The organism is Flavobacterium sp. ENC (genome assembly GCF_020991415.1).
Lineage (GTDB): Bacteria > Bacteroidota > Bacteroidia > Flavobacteriales > Flavobacteriaceae > Flavobacterium.
Genome location: NZ_JAJMOY010000002.1, coordinates 264,200 through 287,650 on the forward strand (window position 1 = coordinate 264,200; position 23,451 = coordinate 287,650).

Here is a 23,451-nt window from a genome sequence, read left to right on the forward strand (position 1 = left end):
CTTTTTAAAACTATCCCCTGTTAACATCTTAATTTTTGTGTTGCTTATTTCAAAGTAGTTTTGATCACTACGGCAGCCTGTTCAATCGCAGTTTGTACGGCAGGCACATTCGCAATCGGGTTAAGAAGACCGTAATCGTGAATCAACCCTGAATATCTTGTTAGTGTTACCGGAACCCCGGCTTCGTTTAATTTTCTGGCATAGGCTTCACCTTCATCTCTCAAAACATCATTTTCAGCAGTTTGTACCAGTGCAGGAGGCAAGTCTTTCAGTTGGGCTAAGTCGGCCTGCAACGGAGAAGCGTATATTTCTTTTCTTTTGCTGGTGTCAGGTAAATAATTGTCCCAGAACCATTTCATCATGTTTTTGGTTAGGAATCTTCCGTTTGCAAAAGAATTGTAAGATTCCGTTTCAAAATTAGCATCGGTTACCGGCCATAATAAAACCTGTAGTTTAATGTGTGGCCCTTTTTTGTCTTTTGCCATTAAAGTAATAGCTGCAGTCATATTCCCGCCCACACTGTTTCCGGCAACGGCAAGGTTTTTACCATCAACACCAATTTCTTTTCCGTGTTCGGCTACCCATTGTGTGGCAGCATATATTTCATTAATGGCTACGGGATATTGAGCTTCCGGAGAAGGAGTGTAGTCCGGGAAAACTGCCACGGCACCGCTTTTCACGACTAAATCACGAACCAGCCTTCTGTGTGTCGGATAATCTCCCAGTACCCAGCCACCGCCGTGAATGAAGATAAATACTGGCGCATTCGATTTTGCTCCTTTAGGTTTTGTAATGTGAATTTTTACTTTGTATCCGTTTTGAGAAATCACTTTTTCAGATTCCTCAATACCGGAATAATCCACTTCTACGGATTTTTGAGCACCCACCAAAACATTTCTGGCGTCAGAAACACTTAATTGTTCTAATGGTTTTCCGTCACCTGAATTTAACGCTTTCAAAAACGAACGAACTTCTGTAAAGACCTGTGGATCATTTTCTCCTTTGTATTGTCTTTCTTGTGCTGTAGCTATGGTGTTTACAATAAACAATGCTGCAATAAATAAACCTTGTGGTAATAATTTAATAGTTTTCATATCTTTTATGTTTTATCAGTTATAATTTGATAAGACAAAGATATGGCGGTAGTAAGGTGCTGAAAATAGACAAAAGTCTATTCTGATTGTACATTTTTCCCTTGAAGGTATTTTTTCCTGAAATTGGATGGAGTGTCGCCCACTTTACTGCTAAAAAGGCGGTTAAAGTAAGCCGGATCTTCATAGCCGAGCTGGTATGCAATTTCTTTTACGCTTAAGGAAGAATATCCCAGCAGCCTTTTTGCTTCCAGCATGATGCGGTCTTTAATGATATCGTTAGGTTGTGTAAGCTCCAGCCGATTGAATTTATTGGATAATGTTTTCGGAGCTACGCCAAGAATATCGGCATAATCGGCCACCGTATGTTTGGTTCTGAAGTGAATTTCAACCAGACGGCTAAAATCCCTGAAGAAATCCATTTCTTTAGAAGGTTCCGTATTGAGTATACCCAATTGCTGTACTTTCCAGAGGCGGGTTGCTTTTATAATGAGCTGCTTGAGGTACGTTCGGATCATTTCTTCCTGTGAAGAATCCACAGCATCAAATTCTCCCTGAATCTGATTAAAGATTCCTTCTACAAATCCGGATTCCCTTTCAGGCAGGGCCGTCATGGGCATTTCGAAAATATTATTGAACAATAAACCGTCACAGGCGACTTCGGCATCATGAATTTGCACGCAATAAAAATCACGGTTGTAATACATAAAATAACCGGGCGCTTTGCCTTCTTTTTCAATTTGCAGGTACTGATTGCTATTAATGAAAAAGAGGGAAGAAGTTGTGGTGGTATACTGTTTAAAATCGATGGTCAGGGAATAATCTTCCGGTAAAAAAAGTACTTTGATATAGGGTTTGTAATAATCTCCGTTTAGTTCATCTACAGCTTCCCTGTCGAGCACCAGAAAGCCCAGTTTTTTATAGTTGGATTCGAAAATTTTAGGATTATTCATTAGGATTATTCTTGTTCTATCAGCGTAAGAATCTTTTTTGGAATCTCTTCAAAGGCTTCAAAAGAATACGGTTTGATCAGATAGGCTTTTACACCCAGCACATCACATTTTTCCTTGTAGGCCGGATTTATACTTGTAGAATACACAAAACAGGGAATAGTTTTTAAATTGGTATGATTCAAAATTCGCTGTAAGGCTTCAATGCCATCCAGTATCGGCATATTTATATCGGTAAGAACAACATCGGGAATGGCATTTGAAGTGCTTTTTAGGTAATTGAGCAGCTCTTCGCCATTGTTTACAATACTTACTTTTCCAAAATTCGGGTTTTTATTGAAGGTCTCGTATATTACGTCAGCATCATCGCTGTCATCTTCTGCAATAACAATATGTAGGTTATGTAGCATTGGCAATTATACTATTGGAAAAAAGAGATTAAAAGTGGTTCCAATGTTCAATTCACTTTCGACGGTGATATTTCCCGAATGGTTTTCCATGATTTTTTTACAAATGGCCAGACCAATACCATTTCCGGAATATTCGGTTTTAGCATGAAGGCGCTGAAATATAGTAAAAATTTTGATAAGATGGTTTTGTTCCATTCCAATGCCGTTGTCCTTGATTTGAATTTTTACAAATTTAGTGGTTTGATTCGGAATTTCAGATTTAAAATTTTCAATTTGTGAAATTTCAATAATTGGAGTGATTTCTTTTTTGCTGTATTTAATGGCATTTGAAATAAGATTGGAAAAAAGCTGTCGCATTTGTACTTTTGAGGCCTTAATCAAAGGCAGTTTTCCTGTTTCAATACGAGCATTCCTGTCGTTGATTATTATTTCCAAATCTTCTTTTACCTCAGCAATGATTTCCGTCAGATTTATTTCTGATCGCTCTTCCTGCGCGGTGTGCGAAGAGTAGCTCACTAAATCATCTACAAGTGAGTTCAGTCGCAATGCGGATAACTTCATCACATTCATAGACTTGGCATCCATTTCAGAAAGATAACTTCCGTCAATCCTGGTATTGTGCATAACGATTTTCCGAAGCGGCTCTTTGAGGTCATGTGAAATAACATGAATAAATTCTTCGAGATTGCTGTTGATCCGGTTCAGTTCATGAATTTTTTGCTCCAGTTCTTTTTGATGCCTTATTAAAGCTTCTTCGTGTTTTTTCTTTTCCGTTAAGTCTGTAATCACAATTCCGATGCCCTGTACGGAGGGTTCAAAGTCGGTCAGTGCAATATAGGCAGGGAAAATCTTTTTTTCATTGAGGGTCTTAAACACAATTTCGTGTGTATTGACACCATATTTCATGGCCTCTATTAATGGCGTGAAATGGTCGGGATCATCGAAATATTCATAGAGATAGTTTCCAATTATTTTTTCGGAAGGCAGTTCAATGAGTCTGGCGAAATAATCATTGCAGTATAATATAAGTCCGTTTTTGGAAATACTCACTGCGCCCTGTCCGAATTTTTCAATTAAAAGCCTAAAAGTGTAATCGGCGGTTTCGAGCGAATAAAGCTGCGGAATCCCGTTGTTATTTACTACTAAAGCATCAACATCTCCCTGTTTTATGGCATCGACAATGCTATTGGCTTCATAAAGTTCTTCTTTTAATGAAGCTATCTCTTTTAATAAGGATTCGATATTTTTATTGTTATACTCCAAATTATTCAATGATATTTAATATCCTTAACACCTTTTCCTTATCTGATAAATCACCAAGGATAATTCTTTTCGGTGCAGGATCTGTTTTTATTAATGTAGGTATTGCTACAATCTGATGAATTACGGCCTGTTCTGTATCACGGCTGATGTCTATAATTTCCAGTTCGTAATTATCAGTAAAATAGTTGTCACAAATTTTACGCAGGTTTTCTATGGCATGCCCTGATTTTACAGACATACCCGAAACAAAAAGCATAAATCTATGTTTGGCTGTACTTGTACTTTCAGAGGGATCATCCATTAGTAAGAGATTACAGGTTTGATATTCAGTCCGACAAGTACTCTTTCTTCATTGGAAAGATCACCTATTATTTTACGAATAGGTTCCGGAAATTTTCTAACCAGAGTAGGTACCGCTAAAATTTGATCGCCCTCGGCCAATTGCGGACTTTTGAGCAAATCAATAATTTCGATACTGTATTTTCCAGCCAGATGTACTTCGGCATATTTTTTTATATTCTCTAGTGCAGTTATTGACTTTGGCGTCTGACCCGCTATATATAGCAATAACTGCCATTCGGCTACTTCCTTTTTCATATTCTCTCTATTTTTTTTTAGAACTCAGCTTTTCCTGTAATTCTTCTGTCGCTTTCAGTATATTTAATTCTTCCTCGGCAGATTCAAATTCATTTTTAAGCGCCTCTATATTGGCTTCAAGAATCCTGCGTTTACGCGCAATCTCCCTGTCTTTGCGATTGATTTCGTTTTGAAGCTTAATATCCGACATTGTTTTCTTGATCTGATGTGATTTTCGTGCGGTTCCCGTCAGAATTCCCTGCGGTCCCAGTTCTACATCGAGTAATTCAATTCCGTTACCTGAGATCACAAATTCACGTACCTGGTTCGAATGCCCCATTCCTCTGGATTTTACGATAAATATACCACGGTTGCGTTCCCCAATTCCTTCCATATCACGAACGGTTACCCAGGTATCTACTAACGACGATACGGATTCTTCTGCAAGATCCGGTCTGAAATTATCATTTTGCTTGTTCAAAGAAGTAAAAAGGGCCGTGATATTATTGACTTTTAACATGTCTATCAATCGTACCAGCATGGAGCGGACTTCATGTTCACTACCCACTGTAATCAGGTTGCTGATCGGGTCGATAATGATGGTCGTGGGTTTAAAATCTTTGATTAATTTTCTTAGGGTCAGCAAATGCAGCTCAAGACCATTGAGTGACGGACGTGAAGAGTGGATCTGCAAAGTCCCATTCTTAATATATTTTTCCAGATTAACATTGATCGATTTCATATTTCGAACCAATTGCTGTGGCGATTCCTCAAAAGCAAAGTAGATTGTTTTCTCTTTCTTTTCGCATTGTTCTGCCGCAAAATAACAGGCAATTGTTGTTTTGGCTGTACCCGCTGTTCCGGAAACCAGTATATTGCTGCCCCGGAAAAAACCTCCGCCGTTAAACATACTGTTCAATCCCGGAACTCCCGTCGAAATTACATCTGAAGAAACTTCGTTGTCGAGTTTTAAAGAGGTAATAGGAAGAACTGAAATCCCATCTGCATCAATAAGGAACGGATATTCGTTGGTACCATGCGTAGAACCTCTGTATTTTACAATTCGAAGCCTGCGGGTGGAAACCTGTTCGATAACACGGTGGTCCAGAACGATTACACAATCTGAAACGTATTCTTCGAGTCCCTGTCGTGTAAGGGTGGCTTCACCGCGCTCTCCCGTAATAATGGCTGTTACACCTTTGGTTTTAAGCCAGTGAAACAGCCTTCGCAGTTCAGCTCTGAGGATCGCCTGATTGTCCAGGCCTGAAAATAAGGATTCAATAGTATCCAAAACAACACGGGTTGCTTTTATCGAATCGATGGCATGTCCTAAGCGGATGAATAAACCGTCAAGATCGTATTCACCTGCTTCTTCGATTTCAGATCGTTCGACTCTTACATAATCTACCACGAGTTTTTTGTCTGCTTTGAGTTTTTCCAGGTCAAACCCCAATGATTTGACATTCAGTGTAAGGTCATTTGAGGGCTCTTCAAAAGACATGAAAACGCCCGGTTCGTTATATTCAGTAATACCTTTAATCAGGAATTGCATGGATAACAATGTCTTTCCACAGCCGGCTCCGCCACAGATTAAGGTTGGTCGCCCTTTTGGAAACCCTCCATCTGTAATTTCATCCAGACCGTCAACTCCGGTTGGAGTTTTTGGAAATATAAAACTATTTGATTTTGATTCTTTTTGCACGCTTTTAAATATTCTGTTTACTCAAATATACGTTTTCCTACAGAATTTAACATTAATATTTATTAAAGTTTTAACAGCTGTTTAATTAAATTCACAGCCTAAATTGAAATAAAAGAGAAAAACGTAATTGACGGGTATTAGGGTGGGAATCGATAAAAATGGGGGATATTGGATTAGTTTTCTGAATTCAGTTGTTTGATATTCTTGCGAATCACATCTTTGTCAGCGATTGTTTTGGCAAGGCTGAGAGCGGTTTCAAAGTGGTTTAAAGCTTTTTTTGTATCGAGGTCAGCATATAGATTTCCGAGGAGGGAATAATAAAAATGATTGCCGGTCAGATGGAGCTTCTCCGCTTCAGCGATGGCTTCTTCTTTGCCGGTTACTTTTGACAAGGCATAGGTTCTGTTTAATGCTGCAATTGGAGAATATTCCAGAATAATCAGATTGTTGTACAATTCCAAAATATGTTCCCACTTGTCCGCAGTGTCTTCTTTTATGGTATGCCAATAGGCAATTCCGGCTTCGAGATGGTATTTTGACAGCGTATTTCCTGTTGATGATTTACTTAGAAAATAGGTTCCTCTGTCTATTAGCTCCTGATTCCACAGTGACTGATCCTGGTCTTCATATAAAATTATGGCTCCGTTTTCAGCGGTTCGGGCTTCAAATCGCGAAGAGTGAAAACACATCAGTGCCATCAAAGCATTGGTTTCCGGCAAATTGGTGCTTTCATTCTGAATCAGCAGATAAGCAAGACGCATGGCTTCGGCACAAAGATCCTTGCGTAAGGTGGTGTTTTGCGAAATAGAGTAGTAGCCTTCCGAATACAGCAGATAAATAGTTTTCAGGACCGTTTTTATCCTGTCCTTTATTTCAGAAACATTCGGACTTTGAATTTTAATATTTTCTTCTTTGAGTTTTTCCCTGGCGCGGTTGATTCTTTTGTAAATCACTTCTTTGTTGGAAAGAAAAGCATCGGAAATTTCATTGATTCCAAAACCACACAATAAATTCAGCGCCAGTGCAATCTGGGCTTCATCGGAATTACAGGGATTGCAGACCGTAAAGATCATGGCCAGCTGACTGTCGGCAATATTCTGTTCCGATAAGTCGATGTCGATTTCAGGATTGTTCAGCGGTGCATTGTATTTGATTTCCGTAACTATTTTGGTTTCAAAAATAGTATTCCGCTTTAGGTAATTTTTGGTTTTATTTTTGGCTACCGTATAAAGCCAGGCCGTTGGATTTTCCGGAATTCCTTTTATGGCCCATGTTTCTGAAGCAGACAAAAAAGTATCGCTCACGATATCTTCGGCAATTTCGATATGATGAATCCCAAAGAGGTGACAGAGCACGGAAACTATCTTTTGATACTCACTTCGGAAGAGGTTGGGAATAAGCGCTGCGTTCTCCATAGTATAAAACAAAATGCCTGAGTAAAGATACAAAGGCATTTTTGATAATTATATTTCAAAGTTTAAAAAGCCATACGAATTTCGACATTTCCGCCTAAATTCAAAACCGGGCATCCCTGCGCAATCGCTGCTGCCTCGTCATAATCTTTGGCTTTGATAATGATTAGTCCGCCAATAGATTCCTTGATTTCAACAAAGGGGCCATCTGTAATTCCTTTATTCGAAGTAACAAGTTTTCCCTGTCCGTCCCAGCGCTGTAAAGGTCTTGCCAGTTTATCCTGTGCCGCCAGGCTTCCAAACCAGTTCTGCCATTGCTGCAAATGCTGCTGCAGTTCTTCGGGAGAAGGCTGTGCTTCTTTGGATATAAAATCTCTTCTGAAGATCAATAAAAATTCATTCATTGTTTATCTTTTTATAAGTTATCAATTTACGTTTTCCAATAAGGGCTGTTCTTGTTTTGCGTATAAAATTACTCTTTTGCAACCTAAAAACAGCCGGTTTTATTTATCCAAATTGTCCTACTCTGTACGTTCCCGGCGTATTAGGGAAAGCCAGATTGAAACGGTTCCAGGTATTGATGGTCGTAATTACAAGGGTAAGATCGATCAATTCTTCGTCGGAAAATTCAGCTGTTGCAATGGCGTAAATTTCGTCAGGGACGTCACAGGCTGTTACTGCTTCTGCCCAGGCAAGTGCAACTCTTTCGCGCTGCGTAAAATAAGGAGTCTCTTTCCAGGCACTTATTCCAAACAGGCGTTGTGCCGTTTCGCCGTGTGCGATAGCTTCTTTGGAATGCATGTCTAAACAATAGGCACAATTGTTAATTTGTGATACCCTGAAATCTACTAAATCTACAAGGGATTTTTCAAGAGATGATTTTTTTAAATAACCCGTAATTCCAAATAATGGAGTTAACGCTTTCTGACCTTTTTCGAATACATTAATTCTGGTTTCCATGTTGTATAATTTTAAATGTTATACCCTAATGACAACTGAACTTTCAGAATTGGACAAATAAATTAAAAAAAAGCAGAAAAAAATAAACAATATTTTAAAAGTGACTATTTATGGGCCTTTAGAATGGAAATAAAATTATTTGTTTACAATTAAATCAATTTTTTCCGAAAGCCTGTCTGCAATTTCAGGCTCATTTTTCAGGCTGTTATTCATAATCCACGGACTCAGTTTTTGGTTTTCAATGATTTCCTTTTTAGAATACACCAGACTGAAATACATATTCAGTTCCATTGCATTTGTGGGCAGGGGTTTATTTTTAGTTTCCTCCGGGATATCTTCATAATAATAGCGGGACTTTTTTAAATCTGGATATTGCTGAAGCAAATAATCATTCATTTCAAAACGTGGACCGTCACCTTTGTACAGATCCTCTTGCTGAATTGGAGTGATGAGCAGATTTGTTATATTTCCTTTTAATGTTTTGTAATCAGCCGAAGTCGTAGAAAAATCACCCTGAGAAAAAGTTCCCTTTTCAGATAATTTTCGAATGACGGAAAGCCGCACATAATCGCCGTTGATCTCGATTACTTTAAAAACGAAATATTTATTTTCGAAGCTCTGACTCCCGTTGGAACCTCTTTGTTTGCTAAAAATAAAACTCCCTAACTGCAGTTTGTGCGCTTCACTCTGAATTGCTTTTTTCCACATATAAGGTTTGTAAACCATCTGCCTTACCATAAAAAAGACAACAGCACTTATGATTACGACCACTAAAATTGTTTTGTTCATTTGTTTTTTAAATAAAGAAATTGCTATGCAAAGCGCAATAAAGTTAGGGGAATAAACAGTCATTCCAAATAAAACATAAAAAAAAACTCCCAATTATAAGGAAGGCTCTTCCTGTTTCATTTTTTGCCTTCCTTTGGCCTGATTGCCCATATTAAACATATTACGCAATTCGGGTTATGCGGTAAACATTCGGCATAAAAATAACCGGTCCGCTTTTCTCAACATCGGAATTGTGTCCTTGATCAGCTCTTTTTGAAAGGTATTCATTTGTTATTTATTAGGGTAACTGTGACTGTAACTGTGAAAAGTTGGAAAAAGGAAATTCAGGGGGGATTTGAATTATTATTTTAAAGGAAATACTCTGATAATAATAACTTCTAACTGAGCTTATTATAAATTATAAAGATTTCTTAAAGTGTTTTGTAGCTATTTTCTGCTGTTGTAAATTAGTGCAACAATAATTTTAAAACAGGCAAGCCATGAAAATGAGAATCACATTTGCCGCATTATTGCTGGGTTTTGCAATATCGGCCAACGCACAGAAGAAGATCGCAGTGACAGAGCTGCCACAGCCGGCTCAGGATTTTCTGAAAAAACATTTTAGCAACACCACTGTAGACGTCGCCAAAAAAGACGCTGAACATGGTGAAAAGGGATACGAGGTTAAACTGAAAGACGGCACAGAAGTAGAATTCTGGAAAGACGGTTCCTACCGTGAAGTGGATGGCGGTGATAAACCAATTCCGACTGCATTTATTCCGGCTTCAGTCAAAGACTATGTGGCTAAAAACTATCCGAACGAGAAAATCACCCACATTGATTACGGGCACAAAGACCTGGATGTAGATTTAACGAACAAAATTGACCTCGAATTTACTAAAGAAGGAAAATTTATAAAAGGAGAGAAAGATTAATTTGTTGAAAAATGTGAAAAGAGTAAAGAGTAAAGAGTATAGAGTAAAGAGTATAGAGTTTAGAATATGGAATAAAGAGTGGAGAGTAAATTTTGAAATTTGAAAAGGAAATAGCCCAGATACTATTTCCTTTTTTTTGTCGTTACTATTGAAGAAATTCCATTCATCATTTTGAGTATTTTTCAAAATGGAAAAACAAAGATGTACTACTTCAAAACATCCGTATTTGTTGGGGATTTTGGCTGCCGGATACACACAAAACCTGTATAAACATTGTACAAGTGTGTAAACATTACACAGCTTACATTGTACCCGGATATCGTAAAGCCCTCAAAATGTATTTTATAGCGTATTGGCACATGCATTGCTAAATGTGATAATGTGAATTCCTGTTTACGGGAAAATTAATAAAAGCCATACAATACAAATCAACAGAGTGCAATATGAAAAGTGAAACAATTATTTCAGATCAATTTTATACTACAAGCGACAATACAAACAATAACGGACATTCTATTAGCAGTTCCATTTTTCGTATTAACAATCCAACATCAGGCAAAACCATCGAAAAAACGTCAAGTCCGTTGGGATTAATAGTGCTCATCAGTACTTTTGCCTTAATGTTGACCGGAGCATTTATGGTGTATCAGTTCCAGCCTGATTTTGATCAGTTTCAGATAGAGCGAATCAATTCCTCCTGGGGATTTCCTTTCCTGATTTTAGCCATTGCTTTATTCGTTTTTCAAAGTGGTGTGTTTGTCTATAATTTATTCCTTTATTTCCGTTACAAACCAATTGAATCAGTTAGTGATGAATTGCTGCCAACCTGCACGGTTATAGTGCCTGCCTACAATGAAGGCAAACTCGTTTGGGATACTTTATTAAGTTTGGCCGACAGTGACTTCCCCGAGCAAAAATTACAAATCCTTGCCATTGATGATGGAAGTAAAGATGACACCTGGTACTGGATGCAGCAGGCAAAAATAAAATTAGGGGATCGACTGACTATTTTCCAACAACCTGAAAACGGCGGTAAACGTCATGCACTTTATCGTGGATTTGAACTGGGTACCGGAGAAATTTTTGTAACCGTAGACAGTGATTCCATTGTAAAAAAAGATACATTAAGAAATCTGGTAAGCCCTTTTGTGGTAAACGAAAAATGTGGGGCAGTAGCAGGAAATGTTCAGGTATTGAACAATAAAAAAGCATTACTTCCTAAGATGTTAAACGTAAGTTTTGTAATGAGTTTTGAATTCATGCGTTCAGCCGAAAGCATGTTAGGATCTGTACTTTGCACGCCGGGTGCAGCAGCAGCTTACCGCAGGGATGCCGTACTGAACTGTCTTCCGGAGTGGATCAACCAAACTTTCATGGGGCAACCGTCAGACATTGGTGAAGACCGTGCCATGACCAACATGATCCTGAAACAGGGACTTCATGTGTTGTTCCAGAAAAATGCCTATGTACTTACCAATGTTCCTGAAGAATATACCGGTTTATACAAAATGTTCATCAGATGGAGCAGAAGTAATGTTCGTGAGAATCTTATGATGGCACAATATGTTTTTAAGGATTTTAGAAAAGAATCTAAGTTTGGTGCAAGGCTTTTGTTTATCAACCAGTCTTTAAAAATCATTTTAGCGTACCCGTTCCTTATTTTTATGTTGATTTTTATAGCGACACACCCGTTGTTATTTTTAAGTTCAACCTTACTGGGGATTCTGATTGTTTCTACTTTCCCAGTTATATTTTATGCAAAAAGATACAATCTGGCAGATTCTTTCTGGGCCTATTCCTATAGCATCTTTTATACGTTCAGTTTATTTTGGATTACTCCGTATGCCATAGTAACAGCGAATAAAAGAGGATGGTTAACCCGAGGATTATCAGATAAAAAATAAAAATTGTAATACTGAATAAAGAGAGATTAATTTGTTTAAATAAGCTTCTGTTCCGAGTGAATAGAAGCTTTTTTTGTTTTCCTGAAAAACTCTTTGTGTTGTAACAAAAGCGAAAATTAGGGAATGCCTTCTATTAAGTTAATTCTGTTACAAAGAACAAATATTGAAATAAAAAGTTAAAATAAATTGCATTTAAGACCGAACGGTCTATATTTGTACCGTCAAAAGGAAAAGATCATGAGCAAAGCAGAAAGAACGAGACAATTTATCATAGAAGCATCGGCACCCATAATTAATAAAAAAGGAATGGCCGGAACTTCTCTTACCGATATTATGGAAGCTACAAAATTAGCCAAAGGAGGAATCTACGGTAACTTCGGGAGCAAAGAGGAGATCTGCATGGAAGCATTTGTTTATCTGAGATCAAAATTGGCAAACAAATTAGATGCAGCTGTAGCCAAAGGAAACTCGGCAGAAACGAAGCTTTTCAATTTACTGGATGTGTATCAAAATGATGAAAGCATGATGGAAGGCTGTCCAATCCTGAATTTTGGTACTGAAGCCGATGATACCAATCCGGGTATGAAAGAACTGGTCAAAAAAGCGGTTTTTTCGGCACAAAAGAGATTTTTCAATATAGTAGAAGACGGTATAAAAAACAAGGAGTTATCGGATGCATTAGATCCTCAACAGTTCAGTATTAAAGTTTTTGCGATGATTGAAGGTGCCATCTTATGTGGAAAGCTAGTCGGAAACCAACAAATGGTACTTGTGCTGGACAGCATAAAAAGTGAATTTAAAAAATATGTAATCTAAATATTTTTTTTGCTATATTTTAGACCGTTCGGTCTATTTTAATTTAAGGTTTAATAATTAAATATAATAACAATGTCTAAAGTAATTTTTATAACAGGAGCCACAAGAGGATTTGGGAAAATCTGGGCAGAAGCATTTTTAAAGCGCGGTGACCGTGTAGCGGCAACCGGAAGAAACATCGAAGCACTACAGGATTTAAAAAATACATATGGGGATCTGGTATTGCCGGTTCAACTGGATGTCAACGACCGAAAGGCCTCTTTTGAAGCCGTAAACAAAGCAAAAGAACATTTTGGAAGAATTGACGTCCTGATCAACAATGCCGGCTATGGTTTGTTTGGTACGATAGAAGAAACATCAGAAGAAGAGGCAAGAAAGCAAATGGAAACCAACTTTTTTGGAGTGCTTTGGTTATCACAAGCCGTATTACCGATTATGCGTGAACAAAAAAGTGGTCATATCATTCAGGTATCCAGTTTCTTAGGACTCGTAACACTGCCTGTTTTGGGACTTTATAATGCCTCTAAATTTGCCGTAGAAGGATTTAGTGAAACACTCGCTACAGAAGTAAAAGGTTTTGGAATTCATGTTTCCCTGGTAGAACCCAATGGTTTTACAACGGACTGGTCCGGGGAATCTGCTGTCCAAACCGAAAGTATGGCTGTTTACGATCCTGTAAAACAAGCTTTTAATGAAGCGGTTTCAACTCCGGGTCTTTTTGGCAAACCGGAAGCTACGGCTGCTGTTATCCTGAAATTGACAGATGAAAAAGAACCACCTTTGAGATTGTTACTGGGAGCATTTGCTTATCCGGCCGTCAAAAAAGTATATGAAGAACGTCTGGCTAGCTTTGAGGAATGGAAAAGCGTTTCTGAGGAAGCACACGGAGCATAATTTATCAAATTAGAAATGAAAATTTTAAAAGAAAATCACAGGGGCTTTAGTACAATACTGGCCCTTGCATTGATTCCGTTATCGGGTTTTGCTACAGATATTTACCTGCCATCACTACCGGCAATGGCCAATGACCTGCATGTTTCGGCGGCGGCAGTCCAGCTTTCACTGGTTTTGTTTATGTTTAGTGTTGGTATCAGTCAGTTTTTTATCGGAAGTATTTTAGACAGTTTCGGACGTTATAAAATTGGTCTTGCATCACTCGCCTTATTTTCGGTTACCAGTTTTGTTATTGCACTGGTCCCTAATATTTATGTAATTTATGTCATGCGAATTATTCAGGGAATTACAATTGCGCTTATTGTAGTCGGAAAGCGAGCGTATTTTGTAGATCTTTTTGCAGGTGAAAAACTAAAAAGCTATATCAGTTTGTTTTCGATCATTTGGGCCTGCGCGCCTATTATGGCTCCGTTTCTGGGAGGCTATCTGCAAAACAGTTTTGGCTGGAGATCCAACTTTTACTTTTTAGGCGGATTATCATTAGTATTCCTGATTTTGGAACTTATTTATAGTGGCGAATCCTTAAAACATTATCATCCCTTCAAACTAAAATCAATCGCAGAAACATATAAGGGAATGCTTCAAACTGCTGATTTTACATTGGGACTAATCATTATCGGAATCTGTTTTGGTATTGTAGTGGTCTTTAGTTTATCCAGCCCTTTTATCATAGAACGTGTTTTGGGTCATTCAGCCATCACGACAGGTTATACTTCTTTGTTATCCGGTTTGTCCCTGATGACAGGCGGAATTATCGCAAAAGCACTACTAAAAAAACCGTTAGGAAAGAAAGTAGGAATCGCGTTTGGTATTCAGATCTTGTTAGTTTTACTCATGATTTTTACCTCTTCTTTATTGATGAATATCTACACTTTAATTGGTTTTATAATTGGAATTCATATCGCCGGAGGTTTTATTTTTAATATCATTTATGGCTATTGCCTGACCCGTTTTTCCAGGAATGCAGGAGTGGCCAGTGGGCTTACAGGTGGTGTTATGTACATGATCAGTTCTGTATTCAGTTACGGATTTGCGAATTTATTCAAAGTTAAAAGCCAGTTATTACTTGGAGTGGCAGATCTTTCGCTACTGGTAATCGTTACGATTCTTTTTGTGGTATTCAACAAATACCCGTTAAAAAGCAGCTTTGAGAATGCTGTCAAAGAATAATAGAAATTCAAAACTTTTGTCAGGCTGAGCGGAGTCGAAGCCCCTTTTATATAAAAAAGCCTTTGACTCCGCTCAGGATAACATTGATTTCTAAAGAATGCATTATTTTTTTATATGAAATCAGATATTCAGTGAATTACAATCAACACTTTACTTATAATTTATTTAATTATATGATGATTAAAAAGTCCCGTTCGTGATTCGGGACTTTTTATTTTGTGAAAATTTTATCTTTTTCGGCTATAAAAAGAAAATGAATAGCAATGCTTCTTCTAATGGGGAATGGAAGTCCGTATAAAAAGCAGATAAATATCAGGTGAAAGTTGATATTTAAGTCAGCAATAGCGCTGAATTTATAGTATTTGAAATAAATTATATAAGAAATAAGTCTGTAAATCATTATGTTGCATCTGATATTGATTTTATTGAAAAAATAAAACACATTTCTTAATCCTTATTTTGAAATATTCTAAATAAGACCTAACTTTCGCCCTTGAAATCCCGCAGTGGAAAGTTCGTTAAACAGATTAGGAATTCGTTGATTGTATACACTATGAAAAAAATACTCTTTACTGCACTATTTGCAGCAACATTACAGGTTAACGCTCAGGAGAATAAACTTTTAGACCAGAATTTCTGGAAAGCCGCTCCGGATTTAACCACTTTAAAATCGGAAATAGAAAAAGGAAGTAATCCAGCAGCATTAAATGTAAATGCCTTCGATCCGGTTGTTTTGGCTATTAATAATGGTGCACCAATTGAAGATATCAAATATTTACTGACACTTCCGGGTAACGAAATAACAAAACTGACGCACGACAATCGTATCTACCTGCATTGGGCGGCCTACAAAGGAAATACAGAACTGGTAGAATATCTTATTGCCAAAGGTTCCGATGTTAATTTCGAAGACAGCCATGGGACTACACCACTTGCGTTTGCTGCCGGGACAGGAACAACAAGCCCTGCTACATTTGAAGCTTTTTTTAAAGCGGGAATCGATCCGAAAAAGAAATACGATGACGGCGCCACGCTACTATTGCTGGCTGTCCCTGCCGATAAAGACCTGACTGTTACGAACTATTTAGTATCGAAAGGATTATCGCTAAAGGATGTCGACAAGAATGGACATACCGCCTTTGATTACGCAGCAAGATCAGGGAATATTGAATTATTAAAAACACTCGCAGGAAAAGGAGTGAAGTATACGGATTATGCCCTAATAACAGCCGCTCAGGGAATGCGCAGAAGTGCAAACCCAATCGAAGCGTTTAAATATTTGGTGGAGGATCTTAAACTTAAACCCACAGCGACCTCTTCAAATGGTCAGACGGTGGTTCACATCCTGGCACGCAAAGAAAAACAGTCCGAAATTATAAAATACTTTATCGATAAAGGAGTAGATGTTAATAAGGCTGATAAAGATGGCAATACCCCTTTAATTATTGCATCAGAAGGAAAAGACACTGAACTAATACAAACTCTGGCTGCAAAAGTAAAAAATATAAATGCTGTAAATGCCAAGGGAGAATCAGCTTTGACGGCTGCGGTAAAAGGAAGTTCAGCAGAGGTTGTGGCATTACTTTTAAGCAAAGGAGCAGATATTAATGTTACAGACGGCGCAGGAAACAATCTTGCTTATTATCTGATTGAATCGTACAGAGGTTCAAAAGGCGGTGCGCAAAAAGATGATTTCGATGAGAAACTGAACTTATTAAAGAGTAAAGGGATTAACTTTGCGGCGCAGCAAAAAGACGGAAGTACATTGTATTATACCGCTACAGCCAAAAATAATATCGTCCTGTTGAAAAAACTCGACGGACTGAATATAGATGTGAATGCCAAAAACAAAGAGGGATTAACGGCATTACACAAAGCCGCAATGATTGCAAAAGACGATACTGTTTTGAAGTATTTGTTGTCAATCGGGGCTAAAAAAGACCTTAAAACCGAATTCGATGAAACGGCTTACAGTCTGGCACAAGAAAACGAATTATTGAAAAAGAATAATATATCTGTTGATTTTTTAAAATAAATACTAAATGAAATCATTATCTAAAATCTGTCTGATGGCAGTTATTGCAGGCCTTTTCTCATTTCAGGCTTCAGCACAAACCACGAAATACAAATGCCTTTTGCAAATGGCGAATTATGTTGGGGAAGGTGCTTATGTGGCAGTATCCCTTATTGATGCGAAAGGCGAATATGAAAAAACCCTGTACGTAATGGGCGACGATAAAAAATGGTATAAAAGCCTGAAGGAATGGAATAAATTCAATAGTAAAAAACCGGATGTAAGCGCTAAAACAGGCGCTTCGGTTACAGGTGGAGACCGCAGTGTAACGGTATTCGAGATCGAAAACTCAAAAATTGATAAAGGCTATAAAATACGTTTTGAAACCGCGGTTGAAGACCAGAAATATTACGTGGGAGATGCCGAAATACCTTTAACAACAGCAGCGATTACCGAAAAAGCAGAGGGAAAAGGGTACATAAGATATGTAAAACTTAGCAATATATAAGGCATATGACATTATCCGTCTGGAGATATGCACACTTAACGCTGGCGGTATTTTCTTCACTCTTTCTTGTTTTGGCATCCGTTACCGGAGTGGTACTGGCTGCCGATGCGATTGGGGAGAAAATACCGCCTTATCGTGTTGATAATTTTGAGAATATATCCGTTGCCGCTGTTATTGCGGCTTTGAGTAAGAATTATTTAGAAGTAAGCGAAATCAGTGTAGATCACAATCAGTTTACCACATTAAAAGGGCTTGACGAAGACGGAAACGATGTTAATGCTTATATCAATCCCGTAACCGGCAAAGTAATAGGAAAGACCGAAAAGAAAAGTGCTTTTATCCAATGGGTCACTTCGCTTCACCGTTCCCTGTTTTTACACGAAACCGGAAGGCTTTTTATTGGAGTGAATGCTTTTTTGCTTTTTCTGATCGCTATTTCCGGTACCGCATTGGTACTACAGAGACAAAAGGGATTACGTCGTTTTTTCTCGAAAATCATTAAAGACAATTTTGCCCAATATTACCATGTCATCCTGGGAAGGCTGATGCTTATTCCGATTTTGATAATGGCGCTTTCCGGAACGTATCTTTCGATGCAACGATTTAAACTTTTTCCGGAGGCTAAAATCAATCAGAAAGAAGTTCCGGTTGATACTAAAACTCCGAAAAAACAAAATATTGCCGATTTTGAAATTTTCAAAAAGACAAAACTTTCTGATGTTCAGAAAATAGAATTTCCTTTTGATACTGAAGATCCGGAAGAGTTTTTTATACTTAAACTTACCGATCGGGAAGTGAAGGTCAATCAGTTTACAGGGCAAATTGTAAGTGAAGTTCGTTATCCGGTAACCGTATTGCTTGAAAATCTGAGCCTTGATCTTCATACCGGACGCGCTAATGCCATCTGGGCAGTTGTTTTGGCCATTGCAGCACTAAATATTTTGTTTTTCATTTATTCGGGTTTTGCCATGACGTTGCGTCGCAGGGAAACTAAAATTAAAAATAAACATACGGCAAAAGACAGCCGTTTTATTATACTGGCTGGTTCAGAAAACGGAAGTACTTTGCGTTTTGCGAATGCGATTCACACACAATTGCTGCACAAAGGTTTTTCTTCTTATCTGGGTGGTTTAAATGACTACAGCCAATTTCCAAAAGCAGAACATCTCATCATTTTTACTTCTACACACGGGCTAGGCGATGCACCTTCCAATGGCGGTAAATTTTTATCGCTTGTGGATCAATACCCACAGGAACAAAAAGTGGAGATAAGCATTGTTGGTTTTGGGTCTAAATCATATCCTGATTTTTGTGGTTTTGCTAAAAAAACGGAAAAGTTTTTGGCTAATAAACCATGGAGCAATAATTTTCTCGAACTCCATACTGTTGACGATAAGTCGCCGAAACAATTTGTAGAGTGGGTGAAAAAATGGAGCAAAAAAACAGACATTCCTTTAGCTGTGACACCGGCAACATATGCACAAAAGCCAAGAGGAGTGGAGCAGATGATTGTTTTGGAAAAAACAGCTATTTCCGAAACCGATCATACCTTTAGGATCACGCTGCGTGCCGGAAGGAGAACAAAATTTACCTCCGGAGACTTGCTGGCCGTTTATCCGGCGGGCGACGGGAGAGACCGTTTGTATTCGATAGGGAAGAGCAAAGGCAATATCAGTTTGATAGTAAAGCTGCACCCACACGGTCTTGGATCCGGCTATTTATACGATCTTAAGCCCGGTTCTGTTATCAAAGCCCGCGTTATGCATAATGAAGGATTTCATTTTCCTAAAAAGAGTGCGGAAGTGGCTCTGATTTCAAACGGAACCGGAATTGCACCCTTTCTGGGAATGATTGAGCAGAATAAAGCTAAAACAGCCTGTCATTTGTATTGTGGTTTCCGAAACGAAACGGAATCGGTTTCTGCATACAGAGAATTCGCAAACGATCACATCAGCAAGCAATACCTGAACGATTTCCACATTGCCTTTTCACGCGAACAAAATCAGTGTTATGTAATGGATTTAATTCAAAGAGATGCAGAGTTTTTTGCTGCTTTATTACAAAAGGGCGGAACAGTTATGATTTGCGGTTCGCTTGCGATGCAACAAGACGTAGAAAAAGTACTGGACACCATTTGCATTGAAAAAACCGGAAATGACCTAACCCATTATAAAACAAAAAAACAAGTACTGGCTGATTGTTATTAAGCTTGAAACCATGTTAAAAAAAATACTAAATATAGTTCCAATTTGCCTGTTCCTGTACAGTTTTGCCTGCACAGGACAAGTGCTGCGAAAAAGAACCACATTGCTGATGGGAAGTCGTTTTGATATTACTATTGTCGCAGAAGATTCACTAACGGCTGAAACCCGAATAAAAGAAACCATTGCAGAAATTACACGTATCGAAAACCTTATTTCAGACTGGAAATCAGATTCTCAGGTTTCAGAGGTCAACCAAAATGCGGGTATCCGCGCCGTAAAAGTAGACCCGGAAGTATTTGATCTGACGAAGCGGGCAATTGCTATTTCTAAGATCACAAACGGGGCGTTCGATATTAGCTTTGCCGCATTGGAAAAAGTATGGAAATATGATGGATCTATGACCGAAATGCCCACACCAGAACAAATCAAAAAATCAGTCGAAAAAGTGGGGTACCAAAACATACTCTTAGACAGTATTCAATCGACGATATTCCTGAAACTACCCGGAATGAAAATTGGTTTTGGATCCATCGGAAAAGGATATGCAGCCGATAAAGCCCGCGAAGTGATGGAAGGCAAAGGCGTAAAAGCCGGCATTGTAAATGCTTCAGGTGATCTCACCACCTGGGGAGCACAACCCAATAGTAAAGAATGGACTATAGGCATAACGAACCCATTTGATACGGATAAATTCGTCAAAACATTTTCCCTGAAAAGAGAAGCCGTTACCACCTCCGGTAATTATGAAAAGTTCGTAGAATTAAATGGTAAAAGATATTCCCATATCATAAATCCAATCACAGGTTATCCCGCAACCGGACTGGTGAGCGTCACCGTCTTCGGACCAAGCGCCGAAATGGCAAATGGTTTCAGTACGTCATTGATTGTTCTCGGAAAAGAAGCCGGACTTCAGTTAATCAATAAATATCCGGCGTATAGTTGTCTGATGATTACGGATAAGGGAAAGGTTTTTAAATCGAAGAATTTTAGGAGGAATTGAGGTCAAGGGTTTTGTTTACATTATTTTAGAACATTTACTAATTATCGGAAGCAGTCTCTAAAAAGCATAAAAAAACCTCATCTGAATGGCGAGGTTTTACTTTTTTATTCTATTGGTGGATTAGCGTTGCGGGTAGTCAGTAGACATTTTGCAACATAAAAATGAAGCGGTTGATGGATAAGAAATAATATTTTTCTCTTTTGAGTAATGTAAATGCTATCCAATTTTCATTTTAAAGCTGATATACTATCTATTTCTTGGTAAAGTCTGTTATTACTTAAGGAATCTTTTTTAATAGGTTCACTTATAAAGCTTAATAAATTATCATTTCTATTTGTTACATATTTATTGCCTTTTTTATTAATTCTAATTATTAGTACTCCCTGGTTTGAAGTTTTTTTAATTATAAATTTATATCCACGAATTTTTGAAAAAATTTTAACGGTATCGATTTTGGTAATAGTAGGATGGTTTGACCAAGTAAAATTGTCTTTTTTTAATGCTTCAAAAAGTAAATTCGTATCATTTTTATTTAGAATTCTATTTCCTATTTCAATTTTATTAATATCATTAATATTTAAATGATTGTAAGAATTGTATTCTTGAATGTCTTCAAAAATCATGAATATTGAAGCATAAACCCAAAATATTGTAAACAGTATAATTGGTAAGTATAAATATTTAGTCAATTTTCTTTTTTCTAATTTTTTACAAATAAAAACTAACACACCCAGTGAAAAGCATGCTAAAAAAAGATAAGCGCTTATTATTCCTTCCATAATTATTAAAATTTATATATCCAACTTTCCGAAGCCTTAATCGCTGTTGCTGCAGCAAAAATCTCTGACTTTTGGCCCCGCTAGCGCGAACGTCTCGCTAGTGAACGTAATCAGCATCAATTTTTGTCAATTTCTAAAACATTTTTGGCCATTATCACCGTAGTTTCTTGCCAAATTTGTATTTACACTCATTATTAGATTTTGCAGCTAATGTAAGAAATACTTTGCGACTACGAACTAGACATTCGCGCTAGCGAGTGAAACATAAAAAAACTCGCATCAATGCGAGTTCTTTGTTTTTTTATGCTTTGTCGATTCACTTTGCGTTCACGAGCGAGACGCTCGCGCCAGCAGGGTGAACACTTCGGAGAGCAAGGGGAACATTTCGGAGAGTGGGACTTTTGTCGTAAGTTTATCGAAATAATTTTATTTACCGCTTCTTAAAATATAATTCAGAATTTAATAACCTAAATCTTTAGCTTTACTTTTTGTATATCTTTCAAGTTTAGATATTATTTCTGAATTAAATCTTGCTTGAATTCTACTTTCTTCTTCTTTGCTAAAATCTTCTTGTTTAAACCACTTTTTTTTATTTCCCACAAAAACTGCACGGATAGCAATATCGATATGTGTCGAATCTTTAAAAGCTTCTTCATCTCCGACAAAAGAAACATAGTACATTTCCTCAGGAGCCTGACTAAAATAGAATATCCGAGTATCTAAAAAATCATACCCACTTTTTGACCAATTATCAAAATCCTTATATTTATCTGGAATCCTATAATCAGGGTAATTTGAATATAAAGTATCTATTGCATTTTCAATATTTTTCTTTGATTTAGGAAAGCTGATTGTATTGAACCCTCCTAATGTTCCATCACAACTTATTATACAAGCCGTGACAAGTAAACCCCATCCTTTTATTTTATTTTTTAATATCATAATTGTTATTATTCTTTAGTTGATTTGTGAATTTTTCCATATGTATCCATAACAGTAGAATAAACTGTTTTTGGAAAAGCAAAAATTTCCAATCCTATAGCCATTGCACCTGCTCTTCCCTGCTAGTGCGAGCGTCTCGCTCGTGAACACATTAAAATCCATTTATATCAATTTCTTAAATATTTTGGTCATTATCACCGTAGTTTCTTGCCAAATTTTTATTTTCTACTCATTATTAGATTTTGCAGCTAATGTAAGAAATACTTTGTGTCTAAGAACAAGATGTTCGTGCTAGCGAGTGAACATAAAAAAACTCGCATCACTGCGAGTTCTTTGTTTTTTATGCTTTGTCGATTCACTTTGCGTTCACGAGCGAGACGCTCGCGCCAGCAAGGGGGACGTTCGTAGCTTTTCATGAGGAACACTTCGGAGAGCAGGCGTAAAATTATGCTTTACATATTTAATTTTTATTTAAACATTCTCTAATGTCATTAATAAAGGCATCTGTATCAAATTTTTTTAACTTCTTATCACTCAAATTTCTTTTGATTGATTTAGAAATTCATTATTCAGAATCGTTATTTTTTCTTCCTTGTTTGCTTTAAAAAAAGTTTCAAACTCTAGTTTGATTTCGTACTCAATCGCTGGTTCGTTTTTTAATATTTTTAAAGGTCTTGCTTAAAAAAAAGGTTCGAATCCTTTAGAGACACAAAGAACAGCGATGTATATCTTCTCTATTTCTGAGTTATATTTTTTTTCAGATATACATCCATTTAAAGTATCTGTTAAATCATCAACTATTAGTCTGTCTTCATTAGAAAATTCTCTAGAAAACTGTGGTCCAATACTAAATTTCATAATCTTATTTTTTTATCTAAATATCTTATTTCCTGGTGGCAAACTTCCATTTAGCATAGCATGTTTACTCATTTTAGATCATTTAGGCAATATTAAAACAAAACAGATGAGCATTACTGCTCATCTTTAAATTATTTTCACTGCTATTTATTCTATTTCAATAGGTTATAAATCTAAAGTGTTGTATCACTACTCTATTTTGTTGTAATTTTAGTATAAATCCTTAATTATCCTC

The 23,451-nt window shown here is 37.3% G+C and carries 23 protein-coding genes; 9 read left to right on the forward strand and 14 right to left on the reverse strand.

What is annotated here, in order from left to right:
• Positions 1-44: 44 nt before the first annotated feature.
• The 11 genes from LPB89_RS06025 to LPB89_RS06075 all read right to left on the reverse strand — a co-directional run bounded on the left by LPB89_RS06025 (position 45) and on the right by LPB89_RS06075 (position 9,153).
• Entirely contained in the window at positions 45-1,094 is a 1,050-nt protein-coding gene (locus LPB89_RS06025) for an alpha/beta hydrolase (RefSeq protein WP_230700866.1), read from the reverse strand.
• Positions 1,095-1,171: 77 nt separating this feature from the next.
• Entirely contained in the window at positions 1,172-2,044 is an 873-nt protein-coding gene (locus LPB89_RS06030) for an AraC family transcriptional regulator (protein ID WP_230700867.1), read from the reverse strand.
• A 5-nt stretch (positions 2,045-2,049) separates the two neighbouring features.
• Entirely contained in the window at positions 2,050-2,451 is a 402-nt protein-coding gene (locus tag LPB89_RS06035) for a response regulator (protein WP_230700868.1), read from the reverse strand.
• Between the two features lie 6 nt (positions 2,452-2,457).
• The gene (locus LPB89_RS06040) at positions 2,458-3,723 is read right to left on the reverse strand and encodes an ATP-binding protein (RefSeq protein WP_230700869.1); all 1,266 of its coding nucleotides are present in this window, start codon (positions 3,721-3,723) and stop codon (positions 2,458-2,460) included.
• Positions 3,716-4,015 carry a circadian clock KaiB family protein gene (locus LPB89_RS06045; RefSeq protein WP_230700870.1) on the reverse strand — a complete coding sequence of 100 codons (300 nt, stop codon included), beginning with the start codon at positions 4,013-4,015 and terminating at the stop codon, positions 3,716-3,718. The genes LPB89_RS06040 and LPB89_RS06045 overlap by 8 nt, the downstream gene beginning before the upstream one ends.
• Complete coding sequence (locus tag LPB89_RS06050) at positions 4,015-4,311, reverse strand: circadian clock KaiB family protein (protein ID WP_127337349.1); 297 nt, start codon at positions 4,309-4,311, stop codon at positions 4,015-4,017. The genes LPB89_RS06045 and LPB89_RS06050 overlap by 1 nt, the downstream gene beginning before the upstream one ends.
• A gap of 7 nt (positions 4,312-4,318) precedes the next feature.
• On the reverse strand, positions 4,319-5,992 hold the full coding sequence (gene kaiC / locus LPB89_RS06055) for a circadian clock protein KaiC (RefSeq protein ID WP_230700871.1): 1,674 nt from the start codon (positions 5,990-5,992) through the stop codon (positions 4,319-4,321).
• Positions 5,993-6,165: 173 nt separating this feature from the next.
• Positions 6,166-7,407: an RNA polymerase sigma factor gene (locus tag LPB89_RS06060; RefSeq protein ID WP_230700872.1), complete on the reverse strand. Its 1,242-nt coding sequence runs from the start codon at positions 7,405-7,407 to the stop codon at positions 6,166-6,168.
• 62 nt (positions 7,408-7,469) lie between these two features.
• Positions 7,470-7,808, reverse strand: a complete 339-nt coding sequence (locus tag LPB89_RS06065) for a YciI family protein (RefSeq protein ID WP_230700873.1) — start codon at positions 7,806-7,808, stop codon at positions 7,470-7,472.
• A 103-nt stretch (positions 7,809-7,911) separates the two neighbouring features.
• Positions 7,912-8,364, reverse strand: a complete 453-nt coding sequence (locus LPB89_RS06070) for a carboxymuconolactone decarboxylase family protein (protein ID WP_230700874.1) — start codon at positions 8,362-8,364, stop codon at positions 7,912-7,914.
• A 135-nt stretch (positions 8,365-8,499) separates the two neighbouring features.
• Complete coding sequence (locus LPB89_RS06075) at positions 8,500-9,153, reverse strand: hypothetical protein (RefSeq protein ID WP_230700875.1); 654 nt, start codon at positions 9,151-9,153, stop codon at positions 8,500-8,502.
• 479 nt (positions 9,154-9,632) lie between these two features.
• On the opposite strand from LPB89_RS06075, the gene LPB89_RS06080 reads away from it, so the two are divergent.
• From LPB89_RS06080 to LPB89_RS06120, 9 genes are all read left to right on the forward strand, one after another.
• A complete protein-coding gene (locus LPB89_RS06080) occupies positions 9,633-10,067 on the forward strand; it encodes a PepSY-like domain-containing protein (protein WP_230700876.1) in 435 nt (144 codons plus the stop codon).
• Between the two features lie 443 nt (positions 10,068-10,510).
• Positions 10,511-11,971: a glycosyltransferase family 2 protein gene (locus LPB89_RS06085; protein WP_230700877.1), complete on the forward strand. Its 1,461-nt coding sequence runs from the start codon at positions 10,511-10,513 to the stop codon at positions 11,969-11,971.
• A gap of 237 nt (positions 11,972-12,208) precedes the next feature.
• Positions 12,209-12,787, forward strand: a complete 579-nt coding sequence (locus LPB89_RS06090; protein WP_230700878.1) for a TetR/AcrR family transcriptional regulator — start codon at positions 12,209-12,211, stop codon at positions 12,785-12,787.
• A gap of 72 nt (positions 12,788-12,859) precedes the next feature.
• Positions 12,860-13,681: an SDR family NAD(P)-dependent oxidoreductase gene (locus LPB89_RS06095; protein ID WP_230700879.1), complete on the forward strand. Its 822-nt coding sequence runs from the start codon at positions 12,860-12,862 to the stop codon at positions 13,679-13,681.
• A 15-nt stretch (positions 13,682-13,696) separates the two neighbouring features.
• On the forward strand, positions 13,697-14,911 hold the full coding sequence (locus LPB89_RS06100) for an MFS transporter (protein WP_230700880.1): 1,215 nt from the start codon (positions 13,697-13,699) through the stop codon (positions 14,909-14,911).
• A 553-nt stretch (positions 14,912-15,464) separates the two neighbouring features.
• The gene (locus tag LPB89_RS06105) at positions 15,465-16,946 is read left to right on the forward strand and encodes an ankyrin repeat domain-containing protein (protein ID WP_230700881.1); all 1,482 of its coding nucleotides are present in this window, start codon (positions 15,465-15,467) and stop codon (positions 16,944-16,946) included.
• Positions 16,947-16,953: 7 nt separating this feature from the next.
• The gene (locus LPB89_RS06110) at positions 16,954-17,433 is read left to right on the forward strand and encodes a DUF2271 domain-containing protein (RefSeq protein WP_230700882.1); all 480 of its coding nucleotides are present in this window, start codon (positions 16,954-16,956) and stop codon (positions 17,431-17,433) included.
• A 5-nt stretch (positions 17,434-17,438) separates the two neighbouring features.
• Complete coding sequence (locus tag LPB89_RS06115) at positions 17,439-19,640, forward strand: PepSY domain-containing protein (protein ID WP_230700883.1); 2,202 nt, start codon at positions 17,439-17,441, stop codon at positions 19,638-19,640.
• 10 nt (positions 19,641-19,650) lie between these two features.
• Positions 19,651-20,637 carry an FAD:protein FMN transferase gene (locus LPB89_RS06120; protein ID WP_230700884.1) on the forward strand — a complete coding sequence of 329 codons (987 nt, stop codon included), beginning with the start codon at positions 19,651-19,653 and terminating at the stop codon, positions 20,635-20,637.
• Between the two features lie 227 nt (positions 20,638-20,864).
• Here LPB89_RS06120 and LPB89_RS06125 read toward each other — a convergent pair whose 3' ends face one another.
• From LPB89_RS06125 to LPB89_RS06135, 3 genes are all read right to left on the reverse strand, one after another.
• Positions 20,865-21,416, reverse strand: a complete 552-nt coding sequence (locus LPB89_RS06125) for a hypothetical protein (protein WP_230700885.1) — start codon at positions 21,414-21,416, stop codon at positions 20,865-20,867.
• 459 nt (positions 21,417-21,875) lie between these two features.
• A complete protein-coding gene (locus LPB89_RS06130; RefSeq protein WP_230700886.1) occupies positions 21,876-22,358 on the reverse strand; it encodes a hypothetical protein in 483 nt (160 codons plus the stop codon).
• A gap of 678 nt (positions 22,359-23,036) precedes the next feature.
• Positions 23,037-23,216: a hypothetical protein gene (locus LPB89_RS06135; protein ID WP_230700887.1), complete on the reverse strand. Its 180-nt coding sequence runs from the start codon at positions 23,214-23,216 to the stop codon at positions 23,037-23,039.
• Positions 23,217-23,451: the final 235 nt, after the last annotated feature.